The following is a 12941-nucleotide window of genomic DNA, read 5'->3' on the forward strand; positions in this document are numbered from 1 at the left end:
TTTGGTAAAATGATTACTAATTATGACTAAAGAATTCTTCATGAAAAAAGCCTTAGCCCTTGCCGCAAAAGGGACCGGCATGACAAGCCCTAATCCCATGGTAGGCGCGGTCATCGTCAGGGGCAATAAGATAATTGCGGCAGACTACCACAGGAAGGCAGGCATGCCTCATGCAGAGATTCTTGCCCTGAAAAAGGCAGGAACAAGGGCCAGGGGAGCAACGCTTTTTATAACGCTTGAACCCTGCTGTCATACCGACAAGAGAACCCCCCCATGCACTAAATCAATCATCAATTCGGAAATTAAAAAAGTAGTAGTGGCAATGAAAGACCCAAACCCTAAAGTCAACGGCAGAGGCATTAAAGAGCTTGCGAACGCAGGCATCAAAACAGAATACGGGATTATGGAAAAAGAGGCAAAAAAACTGAATGAGGCGTTTATTAAATTCATCACTAAAAAAGAGCCTTTTGTAATATTAAAAATCGCCCAGAGTATTGACGGCAAAATCGCAACGTCAAAGGGCCGGTCCAAATGGATTACAGGCGAAAATTCAAGGAGGTATGTCCACAAACTCCGCAGTAGCGTGGATGCTGTGCTCACAGGCATCGGAACTGTTTTAAAAGACAACCCATCGCTGACGTCCAGAATCAGGGGCGGTAAAAATCCTTACAGAGTAATAGTTGACACAAGTCTCAGGATACCGCTTAATGCAAAAGTAATAAAACATAAAGACCTGAAAACAATCATTGCTGCAATCCCCCCTCACCCCTGCCTACCGGACAGGCAGGCCCCTTTGTCAAAGGGGGGAATAAAGGGGAGATATCAGAAAAAAGTTGACATACTAAAGAACCTTGGCGCTCAGGTACTGATAGTCAAGGCAAAAAACGGGAAGGTTGATTTGAAAGCGCTTATGAAAGAACTTGGTAAATTAAATATTATGAGTCTGATGATTGAGGGCGGCTCATCAATAAACGCCTCTGCCCTTTCAGATAAAGTCGTGGACAAGGTTATGTTTTTCATTGCGCCCAAGATAATGGGCGGCTCAGACTCTATTTCATCTGTCGGCGGAAAATCGCCTGCCCTGCTAAAAAATGCGTTCAGGATAAAGAATCTACAGATAAAAAAAATGGGGGAGGATTTGCTTTTGGAAGGCAGCCTTTAAAAAACCGTAATTCGTAATGCGTTATGCGTCACGAATTTTGAACCCTATTTATACCACTCTGCTTTATTCTTAGGAACATACCAGTTCAGATGCCAGTCGTGCGCAATGCCGAGCGCGGTCTTTTGCACACCTTTAAACCGCTTATGCAGTATCGGCAATGCATCAGGCACATAAAGAAAAGTATAAGGCTGGTCCTCTGCCAGCATCTCATGTATTTTGAAATAAATCTTTTTTCTTGCTTCAATATCAAACGTCCTTCTTCCCTCAAGCAGGAGCCTGTCAACCTCGGGGTTTTTGTATGAAATAAAATTAAACTCCCCTTCCTTTGTCTTTGCGGAATGCCAGATATCATACATATCAGGGTCCCTTGAAAGCGCCCAGCCCAGGATAACCGCCTCAAACTTTTTCTTGTCTATAAACTCATGCAGCATAGTCTGCCATTCAAGCACTGAAATCTTCACGTCTATCCCGACCTTTTTAAAGTCCTGCTGTATTATCTGGGCGGACTTAAGTCTTACGTCATTGCCCTGATTTACAAGGATGGTGAATGAAAACGGCTGGTTGTCTTTTTCCAGAAACCCGCTTTTGCCTGCAATCCAGCCTGACTCTTTAAGCAGCGCCTTTGCAAGTTCAGGATTATAATCAAATGTCTTAACCTTAGGATTGTATGCCCATGATTCAGGAGGAAAAGGCCCGGTGCAGGGGGTGCCGTATCCGAAAAGCACTCCGTTGATTATCGCCTCCTTGTTGATGGCATGTGACAATGCCTGTCTTACTTTTTTATCCGCAAAACGGGGGTCCAGAAGGTTATATCCGAGGTAAGTGTAAGAAAATGCCGGATAGTTAAACTTTTGAAAAAATTTTTTTATAAGCGTCTTCTCGGACTGAACTTTAAACTGAGTAGGCGTCAGGCTCATAAAGTCTATAATGCCGGCCTGAAGCTCAAGAAACATTGCCGACTGGTCAGTGGTTATTTTGGCGGTATACTGGTCAATCTTAGGCCTGCCTTCAAAATAATTGTCATTTGCATCAAGGACAATCTTCTGACCCGTTACCCACCCCTTCAGTTTATAAGGCCCGGTGCCCACAGGATTGCGGTTAAATTCATCGGTATTAATGTCTTTGCCCTGAAGAAGATGCCTTGGGATTATGCCCATGCCCCATGATTCAAGCGCAGGCGCATAAGGCTCGGAATACGTTACCCGCACTGTATATTTATCAAGCGCCTCAACTTTTTTTACGGGTCCGTAGTTACTGCTGTAAGGTGTGGCAACTTTTGGGTCTGTAACCTTTTGATAGGTAAACAGGACATCATCAGCGGTAAACTCAACCCCGTCCTGCCACTTTACTCCCTTTTTTAAATTAAATGTGATAATAAGCCCGTCAGGTGAAATGGTCCACGAATCAGCGAGGTCTCCGGTTATTTTGATGTCTTTGTCGTACTTGGTCAGGCCATTAAATATAAGCCCGCTGATTTCACCCGATGCGCTGTCAGAGGCAAGCACAGGCAAAAGCCTTTTTGCATCAGCCAGAAAGCCGGTAGTAAGGCTCTGGGTTTTTTTTACAGGAGGCTCTTTAACGCAGGCGGCAAACAACAAGGCAAAAGTTATCAGGGCAAAAGCATAAAGAGTTAGAGGCCTCAGGGATAGAATATTACGATACAAGATGCAAGATGCAAGATGCAGGGGAAAAGACGATTTTTTTATATCATGACTCATGTATCAATTTTTTCTCACTTGACCCCTTGACCCCTTAAACACTTACTTTGCCGGTTGCGCCGGTATCCCTTGTGCAGGAGACTGCTGAGCAGGTGCGGTTTCCTGAATAGGTCCTCCGGTTGTCCCTGAAGGTTTTGCAGGGGAGGTCTTAGAAGGCTGTTGATCTTTTATAACCGACCCGCTTTTTGCAGATACTATTGTCAGGGACAAAGATGTAAGCATAAAGAGTATTGCCGCCGCAGTCGTGAGCTTGCTCAAAAATGTGGCAGCGCCCCTGCTTCCAAAAAGGGTCTGCGTAGAGCCGCCGAAGGCAGCGCCCATTTCAGCGCCCTTGCCGCTCTGAATCAGGACTATAAAAATCAAAAACAGTGAGGCAATCAGATGAATTACTACCACTAATGTAAACACTTAAATCCTCCTATTGATAATTGAGAACCGGGAAATACGAGCTTAAAAAATTAAGTTCTCACTTCTTACTTCTTAGTTTTATTTTTGCGCCTTCTACTATTTTACCAAAACTGTCGGGTTTTAGGCTTGCCCCTCCGACAAGTGCGCCATCCACCTCGGGCTCTAACATTAGGGAATCAATATTTTCAGGGGTCACGCTCCCTCCGTAAAGGATCCTGATATTATCAGCAGCCTCGCCATATTGTTTTTTGAGCCTCTGCCTGATAAAGGCATGCGCCTCATTTGCCTGAGCAGGCGTGGCAGTCTTTCCCGTGCCGATTGCCCAGACCGGCTCATAAGCAATTGTCATCCCCTCAAGAGACACATCTTTTAAAGAGCCTGAAATCTGCCTTTCAAGGACTTCAAATGTCTTGTTTTCCTCCCTTTCCTTAAGCAGTTCGCCTATGCAAAGGATGACCTCAAGACCGTTCTTTCTGGCAGTTTTAATCTTCTTATTCACAATTTCATCGGTTTCAGAAAAATACTGTCTTCTTTCTGAATGCCCTATGATTACTAAACTGCATCCTGCATCAATCAGCATGGAAGAGGATATCTCGCCGGTAAAAGCCCCTTTCTCTTCATAAAATACGTTCTGGGCTGCGAGCTTGACAGCAGACGTCTTTAAAAGCCGGGATGCACTTGCCAGAAACGTAAACGGCGGAGCAATGATAACATCCACGCTTGAGGCTTCTCTGACTGACGGCAGAAACGCAAGAATAAAAGCCTCTGTCTCTCCGGCGGTCTTGTTCATCTTCCAGTTTGCTGCTATAAGCGGTTTGCGCATGAGATGTAATTTAGTGGAATTTGCCTAAGAAAGTCAAGGCGGGACTGTGAGGGAAAATATAAATATGCCCTTATGGTGATTTGCATCACTTTCATTCTGCCCTTTCTGTCGCTACGGTGATTTGCATCACTTATATTTCACTTTTCCTGCAATATTCTAAAGTCGTAACAAGGAGGATACTAAAAATGAACAAGCCAATAATTAAAATTTTTTTAATGCTAATCATTGCTGTCGTCATTAGCGGGTCTTTTGTTTTGCAAAAAACCGTTTACCCGGCATCCGTAGCGGAAACGCCTGCCGCAGAAAATATTTCTCCATTCGGCATAATGGCAGCTTTTAGCGGGTCAACTCTTTTGAACATAAGCGCCTTAGATAAAACTGCATGGGCAGGTGAAAAATTCAGGAGTCTTGGCGCTAAATGGTCCAGGGCAAACGGAGATAATATCATGTGGTATACTGCGGAACCTCAACTTGGAGGTGGTTATAACTGGTCACAGACAGACGCAGCGTTAAAAGGAATTTATCAAAACGGCGGTGAGGGGTTTAATACAGTTTTGATAGTGTCTTCTTCAAGAGCAAAAGGGACAAATTATAATATTGCTCAAGAAAACGAGACCTATTTTAAAAACTTTGTAAAGGCCCTCGTTGAAAGGTATAACGGCGACGGAATTAACGACTGTAATCCAAATGATTGCGGTTCAAATGTAAAAGTAAAATACTGGCAGGCAGAAAATGAGCCGTTTCCAAATGCGTGGTTAAAATCAGGAGGAACACTTGATGGATATGTAAGATTTGTAGAATTACTTTCTCAATCGGCAAAAGAAGCAGACCCGGATGCAAAAATTGTCTTGGGCGCTTTTTCAATGCTAAATGGAATCAGTGTTCCGGATTTTTCTTATGTTGTCTCATCTCTGAAAGCTAAAAACATTTCATTTGAAGCAGTGGATACTCATCATTGGCAGTACGGAAAAAACTATCAAATACCAGTCAGCAGCATGAGAAGCATTCTAAATTCAAACGGCTATAATAATGTTAAAATATTTTCATTGGAATATGGTTCGCACGCAGGCGACCCGACAGTACCTGACTGGCCGCCTCAAACAGAAAGAGACCAGACAAAATTTCTTATTGAAGGATATGTCTACAATATTGCCAATGGCGTTTCTCTGATAAATTGGAATAACCTCGTTGAATGGAGCAATTTTGGAAATGTTCCGGGCAGTATGTATAACTTCATGGGTCTTATTGCCGATGGGCAAAACGGAGATGCAACAGGGGCCGGGGTGCCGAGACTGTCCTATTATACGTACAAAAAAATGGCGGATGTTCTGGGGGGCAGCGACTGGAACAACATACAGATTATCAATGAAACAAACAATATTTATATCTATAAGTTCACTAAAAACAATAAACCGGTCTACGTTGCATGGTGGGAATATCTTAATGAGCCGGCATATAATTACGGTAATCTAAAGACCGTTACATTTGCTGTTGATTTTACGGGAAATGTCACGGTCACAAAGGCCGTTCCAAATACAGACACAGGGGCATATTTAAATGAGAACGACTACCCGAATTTTTTTGAAACCGGAACAACCGCTGTGGCCTACGGGGAGATTACTTTAAGTTTAGGCGAAAGTCCGGTGTTTCTGGAAGGTTCTATATGCTCTGATAATGACGGTGACGGGTATGGTACACCGGGCGATTCCTCATGTCCCAACGGTGGGACAACTGACTGCAATGACAATAATCCCCAGGAGCATCCTAATCAGATATGGTATCAGGATATAGACGGGGACGGCTATTCAAACGGTAATATTATTGTGCAATGTTCAGTTCCAGCAGGTTATAAAACATTGTCTGAATTGACAGCCGTTTCAGGTGATTGCGATGATTATTCTGCATTAAAATATCCGGAAGCATCAGATGTAATTTGTGACGGTGTTGATAATAACTGCGATGGAATCCCGGATGACGGCTATGTGCCTGTGCCGACAACCTGCGGCATCGGCGCATGCGCTGCAGCAGGTACATCAAGCTGTCAGGGTGGAGTAATGGTAAACACCTGCACCCCGGGCGCGCCATCTGCCGAGTTATGTGACGGGATAGACAATAACTGTAATGGTCAGGTAGACGACGGCTTAGCATCAATACCAACCACCTGCGGCATCGGCGCATGCGCTGCAGCAGGTACATCAAGCTGTCAAGGTGGAGTAATGGTAAACACCTGCACCCCGGGCGCGCCGGGAACAGAGGGCCCGTTTGCTAATTCTACATGCAGTGACTTAATAGACAATAATTGTGACGGATTAACTGATGCATCCGATTCAAACTGTCAGCCGGCGCCTGCTGATTTGATCATCACTTATCTATTTGTTCCCTCAACTGCGCGGTCCGGTTTAACTATTACTGTAAAAGATACTACCAAAAACAATGGTACAAACCCGGCAGGGGCTTCATATACTAAATTTTATTTATCTGCTAATGCAGTATATGATGTCGGGGCAGATACCTATTTAGGAAAGAGGTCTGTAGCATCACTTGCCGCCGGAGCATCAACCACAGGAAATACTTACATAACCATCCCGACGGGATTGCAATCAGGCACATATTATATTATTGCCGTAGCAGATGCCGATGAAGTTATCATTGAGGTAAATGAAACAAATAATAACAAGTTTAAGTCAGTAAATATAACTAAATAACAATTGTATTTTCAGATTTGGTATTACAGGCAGGTCTGACAGTTTATGGAGGCAGCCGTAAAAATTAAATTTTATGAAGGTGGTATATCTTCTTTCTTACAGGGCAATTGCAGACAACAGATTCCCCGAAGTGCATGCTGTAATCACAATGCCTGCGGGTGTCAGGCCTCCTGATAAACAGGACATTCCCGTACATGTCTTCAACATCGCAAAGGCAGTCCTTTGAGTTCGCCAGACATGAAAAATTATCACTGCATTTAGTAGCGCTCTTCTTAATATTTTCCGTTATATCAATCATTAACAACATCTCCTTATTTCATAAGTATTTACTGACATAATAAAATCAGCATTAAATACATAGCAATTTTTGCGCTAAATTTATGTAATATCTCAAAAATAGTTTTATCTCCCCCAAAATCAAGTGGTTATATGATCACTGTCATTCAGCAAGGTTTTCAATATAGGTGCGACAAATTTTTACATCAAAACCGCTAATGATTCTATATTTAGCTTTAAATACAAGTAGTTATACGACTAATTAGTCGGTTGCAATTATCAAAAAATGTCGCACCTATATTTTAGCCGGCTCTTCAGCCATTCCTGTGGATACCCCTTATGTTTCCCTCCCCCTTGACGGGGGAGGGATAGGGTGGGGGTGTTTATATATTTTCACCCTCTCCTTAATCCCCTCCCGTCAAGGTAGGGGAGATTGTGGTTGTTGATTTTGAAAATGAATTTCATTTTCCTTGACAGTAGCATCTCTGATATGTTAAAAAACAAACAGGCATTGCAAGCCTGAGACCCCAATAAACTGCGGGCGTTAAATTTGTTACAGTGGGCTAACACATGAAAAATTTTAAAAAAAATGATATCAGCAACCCCCATGTATCCGGGAAAAAAGAGCGCCTGCGGGCTTTTATTAAAAAAATGGGGTTTAAAGCCACAAGGCAAAGGGACCTCATTGCAACAGAATTCCTTAAAACAGCAGGGCATATAACAGCTGAAGACCTTTATAAAAAAATCAGCAGGAGACATAAGGAAATCGGTTTTACGACTGTTTACAGGACACTTAAGCTCCTCTCAAAATCAGGGCTTGCAACTGAACGCGTATTCGCCGACAACCTGACCCGCTATGAGCCTGTTTCCGCCGGCGAGCATCACGACCACCTCATATGCATGGGCTGCGGCGGGATTACGGAATTTGAAGACATACAGATAGAAAAACTGCAGGATGCAATAGCATCTGAGCTCGGTTTTACAATCATAACTCATAAGATGGAGATTTACGGCTACTGCAAGGAATGTAAGGCTGGTCATGCAGACGGCGGAATAGAGGACAAAAATGCACGCGCATAATCATAAAACCAATGAACAGGAAAAATCAGTGAAGGTTTGCCTCGTGGGCAACCCGAATGTAGGCAAGAGCGCCATCTTCGGACTGCTCACGGGACGCTATGTAACGGTCTCAAATTATCCCGGCACAACAGTGGAAGTGACAAAAGGCGGCATGACCATAGACAAGAAAAGTTTTTTGATAGTTGATACACCGGGCGTAAACAGCATCATGCCCATGAGTGAAGATGAAAAGGTCACAAGAGACATACTCCTTGATGAAAAGGCTGCGGCAGTTATCCACGTAGCCGATGCGAAAAACATGAAACGCTCTCTGTCCCTCACCCTTCAGATTATAGAGACCGGACTGCCGGTGGTACTTGATTTGAATATGAAGGATGAGGCGCACAGCAGGGGTATCGGCATCAACGAGGCTGAACTTAGAAAAATCTTAGGCATTGAAACTGTATCAACAATCGCAGTTGAGAAAAAGGGCATAGGCACCCTTAAAAAAGCCATGACCGCCCCTAAAATTTCAACCTTTAATTTCTCCTATGACAATACCATTGAGGAGTATATTAAAAAAATTGAGCTTCTGCTCCCTGATGCAAATATTTCAAAACGGTCCATATCGCTTATGCTGCTTTCAGGGGATGAGACCTTAAAAAACTGGCTGCACAAAAATATTACTCCTGAAAACATACGGATTATTGAATCTCTGAGAAATAATGCCGCAGTCCTGTATTCAATGCCTTTAAGCTATGTTATCAACCAACAGCGTCTGGCGGTTATTGATAATATGCTGCAGAAAATATTAACTAAAAGCGAATCGCCGGCAAAGGGTTTTTCAGTTATTTTAAGCGAAGCGGCAACCCATCCTTTCATGGGATTTATTTATTTGCTCCTTGTCCTTTACGGACTGTATTTATTTGTCGGAAAGTTAGGCGCCGGAGTTCTGGTGGACCTGATTGAACACGGCGTCTTTGGTCAATATCTAAACCCGTGGGCGGAAAAGATTGTAACGGCAGTCATACCGGTAAAATTTATTCAGGAACTTTTAATCGGACCCTACGGCGTAATTACTATGGCGCTTACCTATGCAATAGCAATAATACTCCCGATAACTGCGACTTTTTTCATTGCATTTGCAATGCTTGAGGACAGCGGATACCTGCCGAGGCTTGCCGCAATGCTGAATAAAATATTTACGTCCATAGGATTAAACGGCAAGGCAGTCCTGCCTCTCATACTCGGGCTCGGCTGCGGCACAATGGCAACCATGACGGCAAGAATCCTTGACACGCCCAAGGAGAGGATTATCGTCACCCTGCTTATTGCGCTGGGCATTCCGTGTTCGGCACAGCTCGGTGTAATCTTAGGCATGTTCGGCAAACAGCCGGCAGCGGCGTTCATCGTGTGGCTGTCAGTAATAAGCGCCGTAATAATACTTGTCGGTTTTCTTGCGGCAAGAATCATCCCCGGTCAAAGGGCTGATTTCATCCTTGAAATACCTCCCATGAGACTGCCTAAATTTTCAAACATAGCGATAAAAACACTGGGGCGCATTGAATGGTATCTCAAGGAGGCAGTGCCACTTTTTATCCTCGGCACCCTGATACTTTTTACGGCAGACAAAACAGGCATCCTGCCGTTGGTTGAAAAAGTCACTTCTCCTGTGGTAGTCAACATCTTAGGACTGCCCTCTGTAACTGCCGCGTCTTTCATCATGGGGTTCCTCAGGAGGGATTACGGCGCCGCAGGACTTTTTGCATTACAGGAGCAGGGGCTTCTAAACACAGAGCAGGTTGTCGTGAGCCTTGTGACCATTACGCTTTTCATCCCGTGCATTGCAAATTTCTTTATGATAGTTAAAGAGCGCGGGGTGAAGACGGCTGTAGCCATGGCCGCATTTGTGTTTCCGTTTGCCTTTTTCGCAGGCGGATTACTGCACAAAGCGCTTACGGCATTAAGGGTTTTTTGATTAAATTTGTATTTTCCTGTCATTCCTGCGAAAGCAGGAATCCAGTTCCTTGTAAAAAGACCCTGGATTCCGCATCAAGTGCGGAATGACAATATCTTTTACCCGTTAACTTTCCTTGCCCCACTCGGTCATTGCGAGGAGTCCCGAAAAGTCGGGACGACGAAGCAATCTCAGCAAAACCGGACATTTCTATTGTGGCTTGACAGTATAGTTGTTTTTCCTTGACAGAAGATTTATTAATAGTATATTTTGCAAATATTAATAACATCCTTTAATCGTTATTGAAATCTAAAAATATGCAATGCCGTAGATAAATGTTAGACGTAGGAGATTAATGCATAAACGATACGACTATTGACTTATTAATAAAGCGTGAAGCATCTGCATCTGTTGGAAATTCAACCTTAAGAAGTCAAGGAGCAAAAGACGTAGTTGAATCAGCGAGAAAATCACTTGCAAAAATAAAGATTGAAAAATATTCTACAACATCAACGCAAAATGAGTTTATTGAAATTTTAGATAAAGATACTCAAAAAATTATGAGGTCTTTACCATCGGGAGCGCAGAATTGGGGAGCGGCCAGAAAGGTAATAAATATATTTCTCCGAAATTTAATCTACAACAAACATATTTGTCAGAAACATAAAATTGATCATATTGAAAGTTGGCTTGAAATCCCTCTTGATAGCCATGTTGCAGAAGGATTGAGTGAAACAGATTCTGGACGCAATCTTCCTCGCTGGAATTCTATAAAGAGATTAACTAAAGCTGATAGTGATCAATATCAGTTTGTAGCTTATACAATTGCTAAGAAGTTGAAGATAAACAGAATATATCTTGACATCTATCTATGGCGTAAAATTGGAATTGCATTATTAAAAAACGTCTAAATGAAGGGGCAATGCGGGTTGTTTTTATCCGCGCTGTTGGAATCAAAGAGAGGAATAATGTTAAAATTGGTAAAGAGGTGATAAAATTATGAAAACTGTTGAAGCCGCAAAAGCAACGCTGCCGCTTTCTGATTACGCAAAAAGAATTAAAAAAGAACCGGTGATTATTACAAAAGAAGGCAGGCCTGTCGCTGCCTTGGTAAGTATAATCAATGCAGATATTGAAACTGTCTCTTTAGGCAATAATCCAAAATTTATTGCCCTTATAGAGCGGTCACGGTCAAGGCAAAAATCTGAAGGCGGGATTTCATCGGAAGAAATGCGTCAGCGGCTCAACAGGCCAAAATGTACAGCAAGTGCCCGGTAATATCAGGCATTGAGACACTCCGTAGAAGCAAGGAAAAGGATACTCCACATAACGCTGCAAAAGACTTACGCTCAATCCTTTAATGAAAATTAAAAACTCCAAACAAATTCTTAGCTGGTGTTTTTTTGATTTTGCGAATTCCGCTTATTCCGCCGTTATCTCGGCAGTTATTTTCCCTGTCTACTATGTATCTGTAATCGTCGGAAATGAAGCGGGACAGGGGGATTTATGGTGGGGGCGCGCCGTATCCGCAAGCATGGCTTTTGTGGCGCTTACGTCCCCGTTCTTAGGCGGCATTGCGGATTACAGCGGAAAAAGGAAACGCCTGCTTTTTATCTACACCCTGCTCTGCGTTTTATCTGTGGCGTGTTTTTCTTTTTTAAGAAAGGGAATGCTTATTGAAGGTTTTTTCCTTGTCATGCTTGCAAACATCGGCATGGAGGGCGGGCTTGTTTTTTACAACTCATTTTTGCCTGAGATAGCGGACAAAGAACACCAGGGAAGGGTGTCTGCATGGGGATATGCCGTGGGTTATGCAGGCTCTATTTTGTCATTGCTGATTGCCCTTCCGCTTGTTAGCAAAGGGAATTATAGCGGAACCTGGTTTATGACTGCAATGTTTTTTGCATTATTTTCTTTGCCTGCGTTTATTTTCCTGCCGCATGATAAAAAAACTTCGGCAGGCCTGATGCCTTCAGCAGTAAGCGGAGGCAGATATTCATGGCTTACTTTAAAGGATATGTGGAAGCAGGCTGAACTGCGGAAATTTCTCCTTTCATTTCTCATCTATGAAGACGGTGTTAATACAGTTATCGTATTTTCAGGCATCTTTGCCGCAACCACACTCGGCTTTAATGTAAAAGAGATGATAGGTCTGTACCTTATCGTGCAGATTACAGCGCTTGCAGGGGCCTTTATCATGGCCAAGCCCATTGATTTATGGGGACCTAAAAAAGTACTGATGCCCTCGCTTTTAATGTGGTTTTTTGTAGCTGCCGCCGCATATTGTATAACTTCAAAATCTCATTTCTTTCTGCTCGCAAGCTTTGCAGGATTAGGGCTTGGTATAATTCAGGCGGCAAGCCGGGCCTTTTTTGCGCAGTTTATCCCGCATGATAAAGAGAGCGAATATTTCGGAGTATATTCGCTTGTGGGGAAATCATCGGCTGTAGCAGTGCCTATCATGTTCGGATACATCTCCTCGGCATTTGGAAGCCAGCGTCCCGCAATACTTGCAATTTCGGTTTTTTTTGCGGCAGGGCTTGTTTTAATAGGGCGTGTGAAAGGCGGGGGAACTAATATTAACAACCGAGTGAATAAAGGCATGAATGCCTGAGAAATCTTTAGTGCAACACCCTAAACATGCCATGCTGGAGTACCCAGCTTTTAAATAAACGATAAATACCTAAAATCACAGCATAGCATCTGATAATCATTGCCTGCCGGCAAGTTGCTTTCTAAAGATTTTGAAGGCGTTTATGCCTTTGTAAGACGATTCCGGATCCCGAAGCATCGGGAGAATGACAATAATACACACCCCTTAGTCCCCTCTTAT

11 protein-coding genes are annotated in these 12941 nt (G+C 43.2%); 7 read left to right on the forward strand and 4 right to left on the reverse strand.

The genetic code is table 11. The annotated features are described in order from the left end of the window. The first annotated feature begins 40 nt into the window (after nt 1–40). Nucleotides 41–1162: a bifunctional diaminohydroxyphosphoribosylaminopyrimidine deaminase/5-amino-6-(5-phosphoribosylamino)uracil reductase RibD gene (ribD, locus tag HZA10_09015; GenBank protein MBI5196449.1), complete on the forward strand. Its 1122-nt coding sequence runs from the start codon at nt 41–43 to the stop codon at nt 1160–1162. Between the two features lie 44 nt (nt 1163–1206). Here ribD and HZA10_09020 read toward each other — a convergent pair whose 3' ends face one another. The 3 genes from HZA10_09020 to HZA10_09030 are packed head-to-tail and all read right to left on the reverse strand — an operon-like array spanning nt 1207 to nt 4111. Beyond that, nucleotides 1207–2880: a peptide-binding protein gene (locus tag HZA10_09020; GenBank protein MBI5196450.1), complete on the reverse strand. Its 1674-nt coding sequence runs from the start codon at nt 2878–2880 to the stop codon at nt 1207–1209. A 42-nt stretch (nt 2881–2922) separates the two neighbouring features. Then, entirely contained in the window at nt 2923–3288 is a 366-nt protein-coding gene (gene secG, locus HZA10_09025; GenBank protein MBI5196451.1) for a preprotein translocase subunit SecG, read from the reverse strand. Nucleotides 3289–3346: 58 nt separating this feature from the next. Beyond that, complete coding sequence (locus HZA10_09030; GenBank protein ID MBI5196452.1) at nt 3347–4111, reverse strand: triose-phosphate isomerase; 765 nt, start codon at nt 4109–4111, stop codon at nt 3347–3349. A 185-nt stretch (nt 4112–4296) separates the two neighbouring features. Between HZA10_09030 and HZA10_09035 the strand changes: the two genes are divergently transcribed. Beyond that, nucleotides 4297–6816 (forward strand): hypothetical protein, encoded by a 2520-nt coding sequence (locus HZA10_09035; protein ID MBI5196453.1) that lies wholly within the window; start codon nt 4297–4299, stop codon nt 6814–6816. A gap of 64 nt (nt 6817–6880) precedes the next feature. On the opposite strand, the gene HZA10_09040 is transcribed toward HZA10_09035, so the two are convergent. Continuing rightward, nucleotides 6881–7114, reverse strand: coding sequence for a hypothetical protein (locus tag HZA10_09040; GenBank protein MBI5196454.1), 234 nt, complete (start codon nt 7112–7114; stop codon nt 6881–6883). A gap of 548 nt (nt 7115–7662) precedes the next feature. Here HZA10_09040 and HZA10_09045 point away from each other — a divergent pair. The 5 genes from HZA10_09045 to HZA10_09065 all read left to right on the forward strand — a co-directional run bounded on the left by HZA10_09045 (nt 7663) and on the right by HZA10_09065 (nt 12722). Beyond that, on the forward strand, nt 7663–8172 hold the full coding sequence (locus HZA10_09045) for a transcriptional repressor (protein MBI5196455.1): 510 nt from the start codon (nt 7663–7665) through the stop codon (nt 8170–8172). Then, complete coding sequence (gene feoB, locus HZA10_09050; protein MBI5196456.1) at nt 8159–10129, forward strand: ferrous iron transport protein B; 1971 nt, start codon at nt 8159–8161, stop codon at nt 10127–10129. Before HZA10_09045 ends, feoB begins: the two co-directional genes overlap by 14 nt. 539 nt (nt 10130–10668) lie before the next feature. Next, a complete protein-coding gene (locus HZA10_09055; protein ID MBI5196457.1) occupies nt 10669–11019 on the forward strand; it encodes a hypothetical protein in 351 nt (116 codons plus the stop codon). An 88-nt stretch (nt 11020–11107) separates the two neighbouring features. After that, entirely contained in the window at nt 11108–11386 is a 279-nt protein-coding gene (locus HZA10_09060; GenBank protein MBI5196458.1) for a type II toxin-antitoxin system prevent-host-death family antitoxin, read from the forward strand. A gap of 82 nt (nt 11387–11468) precedes the next feature. Then, nucleotides 11469–12722 (forward strand): MFS transporter, encoded by a 1254-nt coding sequence (locus HZA10_09065; protein MBI5196459.1) that lies wholly within the window; start codon nt 11469–11471, stop codon nt 12720–12722. Nucleotides 12723–12941 lie beyond the last annotated feature (219 nt).

The organism is Nitrospirota bacterium, assembly GCA_016212185.1.
In the GTDB taxonomy this organism is placed as follows: Bacteria; Nitrospirota; Thermodesulfovibrionia; order UBA6902; family DSMQ01; genus JACRGX01.